This window comes from Sodalis sp. RH16, assembly GCF_047324245.1.
Classification (GTDB): Bacteria; Pseudomonadota; Gammaproteobacteria; order Enterobacterales; family Enterobacteriaceae; genus Acerihabitans; species Acerihabitans ligni.
The window spans coordinates 401910-419551 of sequence record NZ_CP178737.1 but is presented as its reverse complement, the minus strand read 5'-3'; the positions used below and the strand labels follow the sequence as shown (position 1 = coordinate 419551).

Annotated in this window: 15 protein-coding genes; 10 read left to right on the top strand and 5 right to left on the bottom strand. The window is 57.5% G+C overall.

Going from position 1 to position 17642, the window contains the following annotated elements:
- Positions 1 to 166: 166 nt before the first annotated feature.
- The 4 genes from leuD to leuA are packed head-to-tail and all read right to left on the bottom strand — an operon-like array spanning position 167 to position 4860.
- Complete coding sequence (leuD, locus tag ACL2XJ_RS01920) at positions 167 to 769, bottom strand: 3-isopropylmalate dehydratase small subunit (protein ID WP_413725482.1); 603 nt, start codon at positions 767 to 769, stop codon at positions 167 to 169.
- Between the two features lie 13 nt (positions 770 to 782).
- Entirely contained in the window at positions 783 to 2183 is a 1401-nt protein-coding gene (gene leuC, locus ACL2XJ_RS01915) for a 3-isopropylmalate dehydratase large subunit (RefSeq protein ID WP_132925951.1), read from the bottom strand.
- A gap of 5 nt (positions 2184 to 2188) precedes the next feature.
- Entirely contained in the window at positions 2189 to 3280 is a 1092-nt protein-coding gene (gene leuB / locus ACL2XJ_RS01910) for a 3-isopropylmalate dehydrogenase (RefSeq protein WP_413725481.1), read from the bottom strand.
- A gap of 2 nt (positions 3281 to 3282) precedes the next feature.
- Positions 3283 to 4860 carry a 2-isopropylmalate synthase gene (gene leuA / locus ACL2XJ_RS01905; protein ID WP_132925955.1) on the bottom strand — a complete coding sequence of 526 codons (1578 nt, stop codon included), beginning with the start codon at positions 4858 to 4860 and terminating at the stop codon, positions 3283 to 3285.
- Between the two features lie 593 nt (positions 4861 to 5453).
- On the opposite strand from leuA, the gene ilvI reads away from it, so the two are divergent.
- From ilvI to cra, 3 genes are all read left to right on the top strand, one after another.
- Complete coding sequence (gene ilvI, locus ACL2XJ_RS01900; protein WP_132925957.1) at positions 5454 to 7172, top strand: acetolactate synthase 3 large subunit; 1719 nt, start codon at positions 5454 to 5456, stop codon at positions 7170 to 7172.
- A gap of 2 nt (positions 7173 to 7174) precedes the next feature.
- Positions 7175 to 7672 (top strand): acetolactate synthase small subunit, encoded by a 498-nt coding sequence (gene ilvN, locus ACL2XJ_RS01895; RefSeq protein WP_165934232.1) that lies wholly within the window; start codon positions 7175 to 7177, stop codon positions 7670 to 7672.
- Positions 7673 to 7864: 192 nt separating this feature from the next.
- Positions 7865 to 8869 carry a catabolite repressor/activator gene (cra, locus tag ACL2XJ_RS01890; RefSeq protein WP_203523895.1) on the top strand — a complete coding sequence of 335 codons (1005 nt, stop codon included), beginning with the start codon at positions 7865 to 7867 and terminating at the stop codon, positions 8867 to 8869.
- A gap of 52 nt (positions 8870 to 8921) precedes the next feature.
- Here cra and ACL2XJ_RS01885 read toward each other — a convergent pair whose 3' ends face one another.
- Positions 8922 to 9365 (bottom strand): L-alanine exporter AlaE, encoded by a 444-nt coding sequence (locus tag ACL2XJ_RS01885; RefSeq protein ID WP_132925961.1) that lies wholly within the window; start codon positions 9363 to 9365, stop codon positions 8922 to 8924.
- 860 nt (positions 9366 to 10225) lie between these two features.
- Here ACL2XJ_RS01885 and mraZ point away from each other — a divergent pair.
- Genes mraZ through mraY form a run of 7 tightly spaced genes read left to right on the top strand, consistent with a single transcriptional unit; the run spans position 10226 to position 17641 of the window.
- Positions 10226 to 10684: a division/cell wall cluster transcriptional repressor MraZ gene (gene mraZ / locus ACL2XJ_RS01880; protein WP_132925963.1), complete on the top strand. Its 459-nt coding sequence runs from the start codon at positions 10226 to 10228 to the stop codon at positions 10682 to 10684.
- 2 nt (positions 10685 to 10686) lie between these two features.
- Positions 10687 to 11628, top strand: coding sequence for a 16S rRNA (cytosine(1402)-N(4))-methyltransferase RsmH (rsmH, locus tag ACL2XJ_RS01875; protein ID WP_413725480.1), 942 nt, complete (start codon positions 10687 to 10689; stop codon positions 11626 to 11628).
- A complete protein-coding gene (ftsL, locus tag ACL2XJ_RS01870; protein ID WP_132925967.1) occupies positions 11625 to 11945 on the top strand; it encodes a cell division protein FtsL in 321 nt (106 codons plus the stop codon). The genes rsmH and ftsL overlap by 4 nt, the downstream gene beginning before the upstream one ends.
- A gap of 27 nt (positions 11946 to 11972) precedes the next feature.
- Positions 11973 to 13736, top strand: coding sequence for a peptidoglycan glycosyltransferase FtsI (locus ACL2XJ_RS01865; RefSeq protein ID WP_132925969.1), 1764 nt, complete (start codon positions 11973 to 11975; stop codon positions 13734 to 13736).
- A complete protein-coding gene (murE, locus tag ACL2XJ_RS01860; RefSeq protein WP_413725479.1) occupies positions 13723 to 15210 on the top strand; it encodes a UDP-N-acetylmuramoyl-L-alanyl-D-glutamate--2,6-diaminopimelate ligase in 1488 nt (495 codons plus the stop codon). Before ACL2XJ_RS01865 ends, murE begins: the two co-directional genes overlap by 14 nt.
- Complete coding sequence (gene murF, locus ACL2XJ_RS01855; RefSeq protein ID WP_413725478.1) at positions 15207 to 16565, top strand: UDP-N-acetylmuramoyl-tripeptide--D-alanyl-D-alanine ligase; 1359 nt, start codon at positions 15207 to 15209, stop codon at positions 16563 to 16565. Before murE ends, murF begins: the two co-directional genes overlap by 4 nt.
- A complete protein-coding gene (gene mraY, locus ACL2XJ_RS01850) occupies positions 16559 to 17641 on the top strand; it encodes a phospho-N-acetylmuramoyl-pentapeptide-transferase (protein WP_132925973.1) in 1083 nt (360 codons plus the stop codon). Before murF ends, mraY begins: the two co-directional genes overlap by 7 nt.
- Position 17642 lies beyond the last annotated feature (1 nt).

Genomic DNA, 17642 nt, shown 5'->3' with positions numbered 1-17642 from the left:
GCCAATTGGCGTCATGTCCCAGATATTAAGGCCAGCCTGCCAATAAAACGGGCTCTGTATCCTCTTCCCAGCAAATAAAAGCCGGAGAGTAAAACTCCCCGGCTTGCAACAGAATGTCAGACGACGGAAGGACCGGTGTCTTAAACACGGTGAAAAACACTACAGGCTAGTGCAGAAACACCGGCTGCTTGGCTTCGTACTCGGTAATGGCGGTCTCGTGCTGCAGCGTCAGGCCGATGCTGTCGAGGCCGTTGATCATGCAATGACGGCGAAAAGCATCTATTTCGAACGGATAGGTTTTATCGCCGGCAATCACCTGCTGCCGTTCAAGATCCACGGTAAAGGTCGTGCCTTCTTGAGCGTTCACCAAAGTAAACAGCTCATCCACCTGTTCAGCGGGCAGGGCCACCGGCAGCAATTGGCTGCTAAAGCTGTTGCCGTAAAAAATATCGGCGAAGCTCGGGGCGATTACCACCTTGAAGCCATAATCGGTCAAAGCCCAGGGCGCATGTTCGCGGGAAGAGCCGCAGCCGAAGTTTTCCCGGGCCAGCAAGATACTGGCGCCGCGATAACGGGGCTTATTCAGCACAAAGTCGGGATTGGGCTGCTGGCCGGCATTATCGAGAAAACGCCAGTCGTTGAACAAGTGCTGGCCGAAGCCGGTGCGGGTGACTTTCTGCAAAAATTGCTTTGGAATGATGGCGTCGGTATCCACATTCGCGGCATCCAACGGCGCCACCAGTCCGGTATGTTGTGTAAATTTTGCCATGTTGCTGACTCCCTTAATTCAATTCGCGAATATCGGCAAAATGCCCGGTGACCGCCGCCGCCGCCGCCATGGCCGGACTCACCAGATGCGTGCGTCCGCCGCGGCCCTGGCGGCCTTCGAAATTACGATTGCTGGTGGATGCACACCGTTCGCCGGGGTTCAGGCGGTCATTGTTCATCGCCAGGCACATGGAACAGCCGGGCAGGCGCCATTCAAAACCGGCGTCGATAAACACTTTGTCCAGCCCTTCGGCTTCCGCCTGTGCCTTAACCGGACCGGAACCCGGCACCACGATGGCCTGCACGCCCGGGGCCACCTGACGGCCTTTGGCGATGGCAGCCGCCGCGCGCAGATCCTCGATGCGGGAGTTGGTGCAAGATCCGATAAACACCTTGTCAATGGCCACGTCGGTCAGGCGGATGCCCGGCTGCAAATCCATATAGGCCAGCGCCTTGGCGGCGGAGTTACGCTCCGCCGGATCGCTGAACGACTCCGGCGAGGGGATATTCTGATTGATGGCGATAACCTGGCCGGGGTTGGTGCCCCAGGTCACCTGCGGCGCGATATCTTCAGCGCTCAGGGTAACGATTTTGTCGAATACCGCGTCGTCATCGGAGCGCAAGGTCTTCCAATAGGCCACCGCCTGCGGCCAGCTATCGCCTTTCGGCGCAAACTGGCGGCCCTGCAGATAAGCGAAAGTGGTATCGTCGGGGGCCACCAGCCCGGCCTTGGCGCCCATTTCGATAGCCATATTGCACAGCGTCATGCGGCCTTCCATGCTCAGGGCGGTGATGGCGTCGCCACAGAATTCCACCACATGTCCGGTGCCGCCGGCGGAACCGATCTTGCCGATAACCGCCAATACAATATCCTTGGCGGTTATGCCTACGGCGGCCTTGCCGGTGACTTCCACTTTCATGGTCTTGGCGCGGCCCTGCTTCAGGGTCTGGGTGGCCAGCACATGTTCTACTTCCGAAGTGCCGATGCCGAAGGCCAACGCACCGAACGCTCCGTGGGTAGCGGTATGGGAGTCGCCGCAAACGATGGTCATGCCCGGCAGGGTCATGCCCTGTTCCGGGCCTATCACATGCACGATACCCTGGTAGGGATGGTTCAAATCGTAAAGCTGAACGCCGAACTCAGCACAGTTCTTGATCAGTTCCTGCATCTGGATGCGGGCCATTTCGCCGCTGGCGTTGATGTCACGGGTCTGGGTGGAGACATTGTGATCCATGGTGGCGAAGGTCTTGCCCGGCTGGCGTACCGGACGGCCCATGGCGCGCAATCCGTCGAATGCCTGGGGAGAAGTCACTTCGTGCACCAAATGGCGGTCAATGTATAACAATGGTGTTTCGTCCGGCGCCTGATAAACCACATGCGCATCATATAATTTTTGGTATAACGACTTGCCCATAATATTCATGCCCCTTGAGTAATATAACCGGCAATAATGGTACCCATTTCGTCGGTGCCGACCCCTTGGCCGTCGCCAGCCAAGTCCGCGGTACGGTGACCGGCGGCCAGCGCCCGGTTCACCGCTTGCTCGATGGCGTCGGCGGCGTCGTCCAGGCCCAGGCTGTAGCGCATCAACAGCGCGGTGGAAAGAATCTGCGCCACCGGGTTGGCGATGTTTTTACCGGCGATATCCGGTGCGGAACCGCCGGCGGGTTCATATAAACCAAAGCCCTGGTCGTTCAGGCTGGCGGAAGGCAGCATGCCCATGGAGCCGGTGATCATGGCGCATTCATCCGATAAAATGTCGCCGAACAGATTTGAGCACAGCAGCACATCGAACTGCGAAGGATCTTTGATCAACTGCATGGTGGCGTTGTCGATATATAAGTGCGACAGGGCGACGTCGGGATAATCCTTCCCGACTTCGTTGACGATTTCCCGCCACATAATGGACGTTTGCAGCACATTGGCCTTGTCGATGGAGGTGACCTTGTGGCGACGCTTGCGGGCGGATTCAAAGGCGATACGGGCAATGCGCTCGATTTCGAAACGGTAGTACACTTCGGTATCGAAGGCGCGTTCATGCATGCCGCTGCCTTCGCGGCCTTTGGGCTGGCCGAAATAAATCCCGCCGGTGAGTTCCCGCACGCACAAAATATCGAAACCCCGGGCGGCAATGTCGGCGCGCAACGGGCAAAAAGCCTCCAATCCCGGATAAAGGCGGGCCGGACGCAAATTGCTGAACAGTTTGAAATGCTTGCGCAACGGCAATAACGCGCCGCGTTCCGGCTGCTCGGCCGGCGGCAGGTGTTCCCATTTCGGGCCGCCCACCGAGCCGAACAAAATGGCGTCGGCCTGCTCGCAGCCGGCGATGGTGACGTCGGGCAGCGGATTGCCGTGCCTGTCGATGGCCGCGCCGCCCACATCGTATTCGCTGGTGGTAATCCGCAGCGCGAAACGTTCGCGCACCGCGGCTAAAATCTTATAGGCCTGCGCCATGACTTCCGGACCAATGCCGTCTCCCGGCAATACCGCAATATGATAGTTCTTGCTCATGTTTACACCGTTTCCTGATAATCCCGTTTATTGTTTTGTCCCTGCAGACGCTGCAGTTCGATTTCCACCTGCTGCGCCCGCCAGATATTGTTCATGACGTGCACCATGGCCTTGGCCGAGGACTCGATAATGTCGGTGGTCAAACCGACGCCGTGGAACCGGCGGCCCTGGTAATCCACCACGATATCCACCTGGCCCAGCGCATCCCGGCCGTGACCCTTGGCGGTCAGCTGGTATTTTTGCAGGGTGATGGAATAGCCGGTAATGCGGTTCAGCGCCTGGTATACCGCGTCCACCGGGCCGTTGCCGGTGGCGGCTTCCGCCGTGACCTCATCGCCGCAGGCCAGTTGTACCGAGGCGGTGGCGATATCATGGGAGCCGGACTGTACGCTAAAAGAGTCCAGGCGGAAATGCTCGGGCTCTTCCTGTTGCTTGCTGATAAAGGCCAACGCTTCCAAATCATAGTCGAACACCTGGCCCTTTTTATCCGCCAGTTTGAGGAAGGCGGCGTACAGCTCGTCCAGGTTATAATCCTGTTCCTGATAGCCCATTTCATGCATGCGGTGTTTCACCGCCGCGCGGCCGGAGCGCGAGGTCAGGTTCAGTTGCACCTCTTTCAAGCCGATGCTTTCCGGCGTCATGATTTCGTAGTTTTGCCGGTTTTTCAGCACCCCGTCCTGATGGATGCCGGAAGAGTGGGCAAAGGCGTTGGAGCCCACCACCGCCTTGTTGGCCGGGATCGGCATATTGCACAGCTGGCTGACGATTTGGCTGGTACGGTAAATTTCCTGATGGTTGATATTGGTGTGCACGCCCATGATGTCCTCGCGCACTTTAATGGCCATGATCACTTCTTCCAGCGCGGTGTTGCCGGCCCGTTCGCCGATGCCGTTCAGCGTGCCCTCCACCTGGCGCGCCCCGGCCTGTACCGCGGCGATAGAGTTGCCCGTCGCCATGCCTAAATCGTCATGGCAGTGTACGGAAATGATGGCTTTATCGATATTGGGCACACGCTGGAACAGAGAGGTAATGATGCCGCTGAATTGCAGGGGAGTGGTATAGCCGACGGTGTCCGGAATATTAATGGTGCGGGCGCCGGCGGTAATGGCCGCCTCGACGATCCGGCACAGATTATCAATGGGCGTGCGGCCGGCGTCTTCACAGGAGAACTCCACGTCGTCGGTATAGTTGCGCGCGCGTTTGACCGACTGCACCGCCATTTCCATCACCTGCTCGAAGCTGCGCTTGAGTTTGGATTCAATATGCAGGGTGGACGTCGCCAGGAAAACATGGATACGAAATGCCTCGGCAACCCGCAGCGCTTCGGCGGCGACGTCGATATCTTTCTCCACGCAGCGGGCCAGGCCGCAGACCCGGCTGTTTTTGATCTGCCGGGCGATGGTTTGTACCGATTCAAAATCCCCCGGCGAAGAGACCGGGAAGCCCACTTCCATGATATCGATGCCCATCCTTTCCAGCGCCAGGGCGATTTGCAATTTTTCCTTGACGCTGAGGCTGGCCTGCAACGCCTGTTCTCCGTCGCGCAGCGTGGTATCGAAAATAATAACTTGTTGGCTCATATCCTGTTCCTGTTTCGCTACTCTGGTTCGCAGTTCGGGGCGCATTGCGGGCATAAAAAAACCCGCGCAATGCGCGGGTTTTTATCTGGGACGTTTGAGTCAGTTCTAAACTCCGTGTACCAGCATACCGCGCATCAAGGGTGCGAGTAGTAGTAGGCTTAGTAGACGGGTAGAAACGAACATGTTATATCGGCGTCCAGGTCATGAATGGTTATTGGTATTTATTGGTACATGAATCGTTCTTCGATGTCAACATTTCATACATAATGCTTATTACCGGGGGACAAATGTCTTCCTTGGAGCGGCAATGTTAAGCTCCGTAATTGTTTACAGAGGCAGTGCCGGGAAGTCATTTTCGGAAATTTACCAGTTTAATCTGCCATTAACTCATCTTTGTGCGGAACTATATGTAATACATCATGGGCCGACAATATTTTTGGCAATTGCCTGGTTCATCAACAGGCGCTATCGTTACCGGTCATAAATTAATAATAAGCAGTCATTCAGGGTGTCATTACTGATAATTTCCCTGTGCCAAGCGACAGTCGGCATTGCCGCTGTCGCAGAACCTACGTAAGCCTGGAGGCAAACCCATGGAGATGTTGTCAGGAGCCGAGATGGTGGTCCGGTCGTTGATCGATCAGGGCGTTAAACATATATTCGGTTATCCCGGCGGGGCCGTATTGGATATTTACGATGCATTGCATACGGTCGGTGGGATTGAACATATTTTGGTGCGCCATGAGCAGGGCGCGGCTCATATGGCCGACGGCTATGCCCGCGCTACCGGCAAGGTGGGCGTGGTGCTGGTGACATCCGGACCCGGCGCCACCAATGCCATCACCGGTATTGCCACCGCCTATATGGACTCCATCCCGCTGGTGGTGATTTCCGGCCAGGTGGCAAGTCAGCTTATTGGTTATGACGCGTTCCAGGAATGCGACATGGTGGGCATCTCCCGCCCGGTGGTAAAACACAGTTACCTGGTGAAAAAGACCGAGGATATCCCCGGCGTGCTGAAAAAGGCTTTCTATCTGGCCTCCACCGGCCGCCCCGGACCGGTGGTGGTGGATTTGCCCAAGGATATCCTCAGCCCGGCGGTGAAATTGCCTTATCTCTATCCCGATTCGGTATCGATGCGCTCCTATAACCCCACCGTGCACGGCCATAAAGGGCAGATTCGCCGGGCGCTGCAAACCCTGCTGGCCGCCGAACGGCCGGTTATCTATACCGGCGGCGGGGCGATAACCTCAGGCTGTTACCAGGAGCTGCGCCAACTGGCGGAAAAGCTGAATATTCCGGTGGTAAGTTCGCTGATGGGCCTGGGCAGTTTTCCCGGTACCCACCGCCAAAGCCTCGGCATGCTGGGAATGCACGGCACCTATGAAGCCAATATGGCCATGCACCGGGCCGATGTGATCTTTGCCGTCGGCGTGCGTTTCGACGATCGCACCACCAATAATCTGCTGAAGTACTGCCCCGATGCCCAGGTATTGCACATCGACGTGGACCCGGCGTCGATTTCCAAAACCGTGACGGCGGATATACCCATTGTCGGCGATGCCCGGCAGGTGCTGATTCAAATGCTGGAACAGCTGGATCAGAACGATAAACGGCAGCCCTTCGATGCGCTGCGCGACTGGTGGCAGGACATTGAGCAGTGGCGCGGCCGCCACTGTCTGAACTATGACCACCACAGCGGCAAAATCAAACCCCAGGCGGTCATTGAAACCCTGTATCGTCTCACCGGCGGCGACGCTTATGTGGCCTCCGATGTGGGACAGCACCAGATGTTCGCCGCGCTCTATTATCCGTTCGATAAACCCCGGCGCTGGATCAATTCCGGCGGCCTGGGCACCATGGGGTTCGGCCTGCCGGCAGCCCTGGGGGTGAAATTGGCCCTGCCCGAGGAAACGGTGATTTGCGTCACCGGCGACGGCAGCATCCAGATGAATATCCAGGAACTTTCAACCGCCTTGCAGTACGGATTACCGGTGGTAGTGGTGAGTTTGAACAACCGTTACCTGGGCATGGTCAAGCAGTGGCAGGATATGATCTATTCCGGGCGCCACTCCCAGTCCTATATGGAATCGCTGCCGGATTTCGTCAAACTGGCGGAAGCCTACGGTCATGTGGGGATTTCCATTCAAACGCCGGAAGAGCTGGAGCCAAAGCTTACCGCCGCCCTGGCGCAAAAGAATCGCCTGGTGTTCGTCGATGTAATGGTTGATGGTACGGAACATGTCTACCCCATGCAGATTCGCGGCGGCGGCATGGACGAAATGTGGTTAAGCAAAACGGAGAGGACGTGATTATGCGCCGGATTTTATCGGTATTATTGGAAAATGAATCGGGCGCTTTATCGCGGGTTATCGGTCTGTTTGCCCAGCGCGGTTATAATATCGAAAGCCTGACCGTGGCGCCTACCGACGATCCCACCCTGTCGCGCATGACCATCCAGACCATGGGCGATGCCAAGGTGCTTGAACAAATCGAGAAACAGCTGCACAAACTGGTGGACGTGCTGCGGGTCAGCGAACTGGGCCAGGGCGCGGGAACCCATGTGGAACGGGAAATCATGCTGGTGAAGGTGCAGGCAAGCGGCGGGATGCGCGAGGAAGTCAAACGCTGCGCCGATATATTCCGTGGGCAAATCGTGGATGTGACCCCCTCGCTGTATACCGTTCAGTTAACCGGCACCAGCGACAAACTGGACGCGTTTTTGGCCACTATTCGCGAGGTGGGGGAAATTGTCGAGGTAGCCCGTTCCGGCATCGTCGGTCTCTCCCGCGGCGACAAGGTGATGCGCTGATTGCCGGCCCGGGCGGCCTGCCCGGGTAACAGAGCCTCTCCATTCAGAGGCTTATCTTACTTCGGCTATCTCATCTCTTCCATTTACTTCTTAGCGTTTTCTGCTGATAGTTGTAGCATAGTTTAATTCCCCGATGGGATTATGGATATCTAGGGTAATTTTTAACCTTATCATCAGCGCAAAGGAGTCTCTGTGAAACTGGATGAAATCGCGCGCCTGGCTGGTGTTTCGCGCACAACCGCCAGTTATGTGATTAACGGCAAAGCGAAACAGTACCGCGTCAGCGATAAAACCGTGGAAAAGGTGATGGCGGTGGTGCGTGAGCATAACTACCATCCCAATGCGGTTGCCGCCGGCCTCAGGGCAGGCAGAACGCGCTCCATAGGTCTGGTCATCCCGGATCTGGAAAATACCAGTTATACCCGTATCGCCAATTATCTTGAGCGGCAGGCGCGCCAGCGCGGTTATCAACTGCTGATCGCCTGTTCCGAAGATCAGCCGGATAATGAGATGCGCTGCGTCGAACACCTGTTGCAACGGCAGGTGGATGCTATCATCGTCTCCACCGCCCTGCCGCCGGAACACCCCTTTTATCAACGCTGGGCCGATGACCCCTTTCCCATCGTGGCGTTGGATCGCGCCCTCGATCGCGAGCATTTTATCAGCGTGGTGGGTGCGGATCAGGAGGATGCGGAAATGCTGTCCCGGGAACTGCGCACGTTCCCCGGCAAGCAGGTGCTCTATCTCGGCGCGTTGCCGGAACTGTCGGTGAGTTTTTTACGCGAGCAAGGTTTCCGGCAGGGATGGGGTGACGATGCCCGGCAGCCCGATTACCTGTATGCCAACAGCTACGAACGTTCGTCCTCGGCGGCGCTGTTCAGCCATTATCTGGAAAGCCATCCGATGCCGCAGGCTATCTTCACCACCTCGTTTTCCCTGCTGCAGGGCGTCATGGACGTGACGCTAAAACGCAGCGGGCGTCTGCCGCCGGATCTGGCCATCGCCACCTTCGGTGATAACGAGCTGCTGGATTTCCTGGAATGCCCGGTGCTTGCGGTGGCGCAGCGCCACCGGGAAGTGGCGGAACGGGTGCTGGAACTGGTATTGGCAAGCCTGGATGAACCCCATCGGCCCAAACCCGGATTGACGCGTTTACGGCGCAGCCTTTTTCGGCGCGGTTCCCTTAGCCGCGCCTGAGACAGGGAAATAGTATTGACACCATGGCTCCGAAACGGGGGAGCCATGTGAATTAATTGACGTAACCCGCCACGTGGAACAGCCGGCGGCAATACTCGAGAAAATAGCCATAAGCCACGCCCAATATCATCGAACCGACGGCATTGGACGCCACGGCGGTCATCATTTGCTGCATATCCGCTCCTACCGACCAGAGAATAACGGCATAAACCGGTGACTGGAAACTGACATAGGCCAACAGGTCGGCGACATTGCGGGTCCAGAACGAATCGGGACCGTAACGCCGGGCCAGACGCAGCGCCGCATCGCGGTACTGGCCGAACGGCCACGCAATGGCAATATTCACCGGTACCGAAACCAGCCGCGAGGAAAGGGACTGCTCCACGCTCATTCCCGACATCAAAATCTCGATAGCCATCCCGGCTATAAAACAATACACCACTAAAGCAAACGTATCGGCCGCGGCCATGCGTAAACGAGACGAACGGGAAAACATAGCAGGGCTCCAGAATAAAAAGTGGGCTAAATGTTTCAGATTTAACGATTAGCCAACATAGCGTATTATGATGCTTATTTAATATGATATAGGTTACATCACTGGATGTGTATAGTTAACTAGTGATTTATCTTTATTTTTAATATTAAATTGGACCAATGCACTGGAAAAATATTTTTTTGGCGAGAAGCGGACTATTAACCTCGGCCTGGATGACAAAATCTATATTTTACATATAGTTATAAACATGGCATTTGCGACGGTACTTTTAGCTCGTGGTTAAACGCAAAGAGGGTAGGGGTATTTCTTCAAAGAAGGATCTTTTAGGATAATTCCGGTTTAATGGAATAAACGGTCTGGCAACAAATTAAAAAATGCAGAGAAAATCGCCAGCCGCAGACCTATTTTTGCGGCAAAAACGGGTTTTAATTTATACCGGCGGCATCGTTATATTTCGCTGACAATTTCATTTAGCGAAAAGTAACGGTTTTAAAAAAAACCTGATGTTAAACAAATCGGGCGCGTTTTGGGGTCAGATGCCGATTGAGCGCCTCGCCGCGGATGGCGTATAATCAGCCCGCCGGACGATCCGCACCCCATCGGGAGATGGGTTTTGGGATATATCACAAATTTACGTATTTTTTATCAGAATGCCCTCTTTATGAATATCATGATGTTATTTGTATACTTTTTTACCCTTCTTCAACTAATTCCCTTCAGAGTGTCTTATTTCATGCATAAATAATCCCCTTCTTGCTCTTTAGTAGCTTGACAATGTTTTAATACCATTCGTACACTCTTTTGCGTGGGAATAAGTGGGATAATGTGGTGAAAAGGGTTTTAGAGGGGTAAATCAGCATATGTTCCGTGGGGCAACGTTGGTTAATCTCGACAGCAAAGGCAGGCTCGCCGTGCCGACCCGTTACCGGGATAAGCTGATTGAGGAAACGGAGGGCTTGATGGTCTGCACCATTGACCTTCACCAACCATGCCTGTTGCTTTACCCGCTGCCTGAATGGGAAACCATTGAACAAAAGCTGTCGCGTCTGTCCAGTATGAATCCCGCCGAACGCCGTGTTCAGCGTTTGTTGCTGGGGCATGCCAGTGAATGTCAGATGGACGGCGCCGGTCGGTTGTTAATCGCGCAAACATTACGGCTGCATGCCGGACTTACCAAACAAGTGATGCTGGTCGGACAATTCAATAAGTTTGAGTTGTGGGATGAACAGACCTGGTATCAACAAGTCAAGGACGATATAGACGCTGAACTGTCGGCACAGGAACCGCTTTCTGTGCGACTACAAGACTTGTCTCTATAGCTATGGCAGAAACTTATCAACACACCACCGTCTTGCTGGATGAAGCGGTTAACGGCCTGAATATACGCCCCGATGGTATTTACATCGACGGCACCTTCGGGCGCGGTGGTCATTCACGTCTTATCCTGTCCCGCCTGGGCGCGGAAGGACGGCTGCTGGCTATCGATCGCGACCCGCAGGCCATTGAAGCCGCGCGTGCGCTGCAAGACACCCGGTTCAGCGCGATTCACGGCCCGTTTTCCGCTCTGGCCGAGTACATGGCCGAGCGGGAACTGACCGGACGCATAGACGGGATTCTGCTGGATTTGGGCGTCTCTTCCCCGCAGCTGGACGATCCGATGCGGGGATTCTCATTTATGCGCGACGGACCGCTGGATATGCGGATGGACACCACCCGCGGCCTGTCCGCCGCCGAATGGCTGCTGAAGGCGGACGCCGAAGACATCGCCTGGGTGTTGAAAACCTTCGGCGAGGAGCGGTTCGCCAAACGTATCGCCCAGGCCATCGTGGAAAAAAACCAGCAATCGCCGATGACCCGTACTCATGAACTGGCGGAGCTTATCTCCAATGCCAGTCCGTTTCGCGAAAAACATAAGCATCCGGCCACCCGGAGCTTCCAGGCGATTCGCATTTATATCAATAGCGAACTGGAAGAACTGGAACGGGCGCTGGATAGCGCCCTCGCCGTATTGGCCCCGGGCGGGCGCTTATCGGTGATCAGTTTCCATTCCCTGGAAGACCGGCTGGTTAAACGCTTCATACGCGATCATAGCCGCGGTCCGCAGGTGCCCGCCTATATGGCGTTGACGGAAACGCAGATTGCCGAACTGGGCAAACCGCAGTTGAAGGCCGCGGGCAAAATGCAGCCCTCGGAGGACGAGGTGGCGGGCAACCCGCGCGCGCGCAGTTCGGTGCTGCGCCTGGCGGAGAAACTGCCGGCATGATGGGCAACGAACGGCACGGGCTGATTGGCGTCATCGGTTCGGACCTGCTCCGCCATGCCAAGATACCGGTGATATTGCTGGTGGCGGTGCTGGTATCGGCTGTCCTGGTGGTGACGACCACGCACGAAACGCGCCGGCTGACCGCCCAGCGGGAACAGCTGGTCTTGGAGAGGGACGCGCTGGATATCGAATGGCGCAACCTGATCCTGGAAGAAAACGCCCTGGGGGACCACAGCCGGGTGGAACGTATAGCGACGGAAAAACTGAAGATGCAGCATGTGGATCCTGCACAGGAAAATATCGTGGTTCAACAATAACGAACGCAAACGGATGGCCAAAAATTAATGAAAGCCGCACGGGCGATTAGATTGAAACGCTATGTTGATCAAGCCAGCTTTGTAAGCTGGCGTTTTGCGTTGTTGTGCGGCTGTATCGTTATCGCCTTGCTGGGGCTGGTCTTCCGGGTGGGTTATCTGCAGGTCATTAATCCCGACATGCTGGTGCGTGAAGGGGATATGCGATCGTTGCGCGTCCAGGAAGTGCCCACCTCCCGGGGCATGATCAGCGACCGCGCCGGTCGCCCGCTGGCGGTGAGCGTGCCGGTGAATGCCGTCTGGGTCGATCCGAAGGAGCTTAACGACCAGGGCGGCATTACCGCCGATAGCCGCTGGAAAGCGCTGTCGGACGCGCTGTCGCTGCCGCTGGATCAGATGGCGTCCCGTATCAACGCCAATCCCAAAGGGCGTTTCGTTTATCTGGCCCGGCAGGTTAACCCGGCCATCGGCGACTATATCCGCAAACTGAAGCTGCCGGGCGTCAACCTGCGGCAAGAATCGCGCCGCTACTACCCCGCCGGGCAGGTCACCTCCCATCTGATCGGTTTTACCAATATCGACAGCCAGGGCATCGAAGGCGTGGAAAAAAGCTTTGATCGCTGGCTGACGGGGCAGCCGGGGGAACGCACGGTGCGCAAGGACCGTTTCGGCCGGGTTATCGAGGATATCTCCACGGTGGACAGCCAGGCGGCGCATAACCTGGTGCTGAGCATTGATGAACGGCTGCAGGCATTGGTTTATCGCGAACTGAACAACGCGGTGGCGTTCAATAAGGCGGAGTCCGGCACCGCCGTGCTGGTTGACGTCGGTACCGGCGAAGTGCTGGCCATGGCCAACAGCCCCTCCTACAATCCGAATAATCTCACCGGCACCGCGAAAGACGTGATGCGCAACCGCGCCATCACCGATATTTTCGAGCCGGGATCCACGGTGAAGCCGATGGTGGTAATGACCGCGCTGCAGCGGGGCGTTATCAAGGAAAACAGCGTACTCAACACCGTGCCCTATTACATTAACGGCCATATAATCAAGGATGTGGCCCGTTATCCTGAGCTGACCCTGACCGGGGTTTTACAAAAATCGAGTAACGTCGGCGTTTCCAAACTGGCGTTAGCGATGCCGTCCTCGGCGCTGGTAGATACCTATTCGCGTTTTGGGCTGGGAAAAGCGACCAATTTGGGGTTGGTCGGAGAAAGCAGTGGCTTATTTCCCCATAAACAACGGTGGTCTGACATAGAGAGGGCCACCTTCTCTTTCGGCTACGGGCTAATGGTGACGCCGTTACAGCTGGCCCGGGTCTATGCAACGATCGGCAGCCTGGGCATATTGCGCCCGCTGTCCATTACCCGTGTTGATCCGCCGGTGGCGGGGGAAAGAATTTTTCCCGAGCCCCTGGTGCGAACCGTGGTGCATATGATGGAAAGCGTTGCCCTGCCGGGGGGCGGCGGCACCAAAGCCGCCATTAAAGGCTATCGCATCGCCATCAAAACCGGCACCGCCAAAAAGGTTGGCGCGGACGGCCAGTATATCAATAAATATATTGCCTATACCGCGGGCGTGGCGCCGGCCAGCCAGCCGCGGTTCGCGCTGGTGGTGGTGATAAACGATCCGCAGGCGGGAAAATATTACGGCGGCGCGGTTTCCGCACCGGTATTCGGCGCCATTATGAGCGGCGTGCTGCGCACCATGAATGTGGAACCGGATGCGCTGCCCACCGGGGATAAAAATGAAATGGTAATTAATCAAAAAGAGGGATCAGGTGACCGAACGTAATTTGCGCGAACTGCTGGCTCCGTGGACGCCATCGGCGCCGGAGCAGGGGCTTCGGGAAATGACGCTGGACAGCCGCACCGCGGCTTCCGGGGATCTGTTCGTGGCCGTCGCCGGCCATAAAACGGACGGACGCAGCTATATCTCCCAGGCTATTGCGCAAGGTGTTGCCGCGGTGGTAGCGGAAGCGGACGGCGTGGCCGGGGATGGCGAACTGCGCGTATTGCACGGCGTGCCCGTGGTCTATCTGAGCCAGCTCAACCGGCGGCTGTCGGCCCTGGCCGGCCGTTTTTACCAGCAGCCGTCCCTTAAGCTGCGGCTGGCGGGGGTCACCGGCACCAACGGCAAGACCACCACTACCCATCTGCTGGCGCAGTGGACTCAGCTCCTGGGCGAAGTGAGCGCCGTGATGGGCACCGTGGGCAACGGCCTGTTCGGACAGGAAGTCCCAGTGGAAAACACCACCGGTTCGGCCATTGACATCCAGCAGACCCTGTACCAGCTGCAGCGGCAGGGAGCGACCTTCGCCGCCATGGAGGTCTCCTCCCACGGCCTGGTGCAGTACCGGGTGGCCGATCTGCATTTCGCCGCCGTCGTCTTTACCAACCTCAGCCGCGACCATCTTGACTACCACGGCGATATGGAACATTACGAAGCGGCCAAATGGCGGCTGTTTGCCGATTATCCGGTGGCGCAGCGCGTCATCAATGCCGACGACGAGGTGGGCCGGCGCTGGCTGGCCCGGCTGCCGGACGCGGTGGCGGTCTCGGTGGCCGGGCAGTTGCCGGACCCGCATCCGGCTCGCTGGCTGCGGGTGGACAATGTGGAATACCACAATACCGGCGTCAGCATCCGGTTCGATTCAAGCTGGGGCGACGGGCAGATCAAAAGCCGGCTTATCGGTGAATTCAATGTCAGCAACCTGATGCTGGCGCTGGCTACCTTGCTGGCGCTGGGATATCCCCTGGCGGAGCTGGCGCGCACCGGCAGCAAGCTGCAATCGGTTTGCGGGCGTATGGAGGTGTTCCACGGCGGCGGCAAACCCACCGTGGTGGTGGATTATGCCCATACGCCGGACGCGCTGGAGAAGGCGCTGACGGCGGCGCGGCTGCACTGCCACGGCAAATTATGGTGCGTGTTCGGCTGCGGCGGCGATCGGGATAAAGGTAAGCGCCCGCTCATGGGCGGCATTGCCGAGCAGTATGCGGACCGGGTGGTCATTACCGACGACAATCCCCGCGGCGAAGCGCCCCAGGCCATTATCGACGATATCCTGGCCGGGTTGCTGGATGCGGGCCGGGCCATGGTGATTCCTGGCCGCGCGGAAGCGGTTACCAGCGCCATCATGCAGGCATCGGAACAGGACGTGGTGCTGGTGGCAGGTAAAGGCCATGAGGATTATCAGCTCATCGGCCAACAGCGCCTTGATTACTCCGACCGGACCACCGTGGCGCGTTTGCTGGGGGTATTGGCATGATTAACGTCTCTCTGCGCACCCTGGCGCCGCTGCTGGACGGGAAATTGATCGGCGCCGATTGTACCGTCGAATCGGTGACCACCGATTCCCGCGCCGTGGGAGAGTCTTGCCTGTTCGTGGCCCTTCAGGGTGAAAATTTTGATGCCCATGATTTTGTCCCCCAGGCCGTCGCCGCGGGAGCTCGGGCATTACTGGTAAGCAAGCGCTTACCAGTGGATGTGCCCCAACTGCTGGTGAGCGATACCCGCCGCGCCCTGGGATTGCTGGGGGCCTGGGTGCGCCGCCAGGTGCCGGCTAAAGTGGTGGCCCTCACCGGTTCGTCGGGGAAGACCTCGGTAAAAGAGATGACCGCCGCTATCCTGCGCCAGTGCGGACAGGTGCTGGCCACCGCAGGCAACTTTAATAATGATATCGGCGTGCCGCTGACCTTGCTGCGGCTGACCCCTGAGGATGCGTTCGCGGTCATTGAACTGGGCGCCAATCACATTGGCGAGATAGCGTATACCGCCGCCCTGGTCCGCCCCGACAGCGCGCTGGTGAACAATATCGCCGCCGCCCATCTGGAGGGGTTCGGCTCGCTGGAAGGGGTGGCCCGGGCCAAAGGGGAAATTTTCTCCAGCCTGCCGGACGAGGGATACGCCATTATCAACGCCGACAGCCACGACTGGCCTAACTGGCAAAGCCTGCTGCGGCGCCAGACCGTCTGGCGTTTTTCAGTGACCGACAAAACGGCGGAGTTCCATGCCGAGGGCATCAAGGCGCAGGGGGGCAGCGTGTTTTTTACGCTGCATACGCCGCTGGGTGCATGCCCGGTAACCCTGCCGCTGCCGGGACGCCATAATGTAGCCAATGCCCTGGCGGCGAGCGCCCTGGCGCTATCGGCGGGCGCTCCCCTCGAGGCGATAAGCGCCGGACTGGCCAAGCTCGCCGCCGTGCCGGGGCGGCTGTTTCCCATTTCTTTGGGCAATAACCGGTTATTGCTGGACGACAGCTATAACGCCAATGTCGGCTCAATGACCGCCGCCGCGCAGGTATTGGGAGAGATGCCCGGCTACCGGGTCATGGCGGTGGGGGATATGGCCGAACTGGGGGACCAGGCCGCGCAATGCCATCGGCAGGTGGGCGAGGCGGTGCGCCGCGCGGGCATCGATAAAGTATTAAGCGTCGGCGAGCTGAGCGGCCTTATCGGCGAGTCCAGCGGACGGGGCGAACATTTTTCGGATCAGGCGTCGCTGACTTCGCGTCTGGCGCAGTTATTGTCCGAGCATGCTGTTATTACCGTGTTGGTAAAAGGTTCACGTAGCGCCGCAATGGAGCAGGTCGTGCGTGCGTTACAGGAGAAAGCGTCATGTTAGTTTGGCTGGCCGAGCATTTGGTCCAATTCTATTCGGGCTTTAACGTCTTTTCGTATTTGACGTTTCGCTCCATTGTCAGCTTGCTGACCGCACTGTTTATTTCGTTATGGATGGGCCCGCACTTAATCGCCTGGCTGCAGAAACTGCAAATCGGGCAGGTGGTGCGCAGCGACGGACCGGAGTCCCATTTCAGTAAACGCGGGACCCCCACCATGGGCGGTCTGATGATCCTGTTTTCCATCACCGTATCGGTACTGATGTGGGCTTACCCGTCCAACCCTTACGTCTGGTGCGTGCTGTTTGTGCTCTTGGGCAATGGCGTGGTGGGTTTTATCGATGACTACCGCAAGGTGGTGCGTAAAGACACCAATGGCCTGATCGCCCGCTGGAAATATTTCTGGCAGTCGGTGATAGCGCTGGCGGTGGCGTTCACCATGTACGCGGTAGGTAAAGGGACGCCGGCCACCCAGCTGGTGGTGCCGTTCTTTAAAGACATCATGCCGCAGCTGGGCCTGCTGTATGTGGTCTTGGCGTATTTCGTTATCGTCGGCACCAGCAACGCGGTGAACCTTACCGACGGGCTGGACGGGCTGGCGATTATGCCCACGGTGTTTGTCGCCGCCGGGCTGGCCCTGGTGGCCTGGGCCACCGGCAACATGAATTTCGCCAACTACCTGCATATACCCTATATCCGGTTTGCCGGGGAGCTGGTCATCGTATGCACCGCCGTGGTGGGGGCCGGATTGGGCTTCCTGTGGTTCAATACCTACCCGGCGCAGGTTTTTATGGGGGATGTGGGTTCCCTGGCCCTGGGGGGAGCGCTGGGCACCATCGCGGTGCTGCTGCGCCAGGAGTTCCTGCTGGTGATCATGGGCGGGGTATTTGTGATGGAGACCATGTCGGTGATCCTGCAGGTGGGGTCATTTAAACTGCGCGGCCAGCGGATATTCCGCATGGCGCCTATCCATCATCACTATGAATTGAAGGGCTGGCCGGAGCCACGCGTCATCGTGCGCTTCTGGATTATTTCGCTGATGCTGGTCCTGATTGGACTGGCGACGCTGAAGGTAAGGTAAA

Coding starts and splice junctions, on each gene's coding strand:
- ftsL (WP_132925967.1), top strand. CDS start 11,625: ATGATGGGCAACGAACGGCACGGGCTGATTGGCGTCATCGGTTCGGAC.
- rsmH (WP_413725480.1), top strand. CDS start 10,687: ATGGCAGAAACTTATCAACACACCACCGTCTTGCTGGATGAAGCGGTT.
- leuC (WP_132925951.1), bottom strand. CDS start 2,183: ATGGGCAAGTCGTTATACCAAAAATTATATGATGCGCATGTGGTTTAT.
- ACL2XJ_RS01865 (WP_132925969.1), top strand. CDS start 11,973: ATGAAAGCCGCACGGGCGATTAGATTGAAACGCTATGTTGATCAAGCC.
- leuB (WP_413725481.1), bottom strand. CDS start 3,280: ATGAGCAAGAACTATCATATTGCGGTATTGCCGGGAGACGGCATTGGT.
- leuD (WP_413725482.1), bottom strand. CDS start 769: ATGGCAAAATTTACACAACATACCGGACTGGTGGCGCCGTTGGATGCC.
- ACL2XJ_RS01885 (WP_132925961.1), bottom strand. CDS start 9,365: ATGTTTTCCCGTTCGTCTCGTTTACGCATGGCCGCGGCCGATACGTTT.
- murF (WP_413725478.1), top strand. CDS start 15,207: ATGATTAACGTCTCTCTGCGCACCCTGGCGCCGCTGCTGGACGGGAAA.
- ilvI (WP_132925957.1), top strand. CDS start 5,454: ATGGAGATGTTGTCAGGAGCCGAGATGGTGGTCCGGTCGTTGATCGAT.
- ilvN (WP_165934232.1), top strand. CDS start 7,175: ATGCGCCGGATTTTATCGGTATTATTGGAAAATGAATCGGGCGCTTTA.
- leuA (WP_132925955.1), bottom strand. CDS start 4,860: ATGAGCCAACAAGTTATTATTTTCGATACCACGCTGCGCGACGGAGAA.
- mraY (WP_132925973.1), top strand. CDS start 16,559: ATGTTAGTTTGGCTGGCCGAGCATTTGGTCCAATTCTATTCGGGCTTT.
- mraZ (WP_132925963.1), top strand. CDS start 10,226: ATGTTCCGTGGGGCAACGTTGGTTAATCTCGACAGCAAAGGCAGGCTC.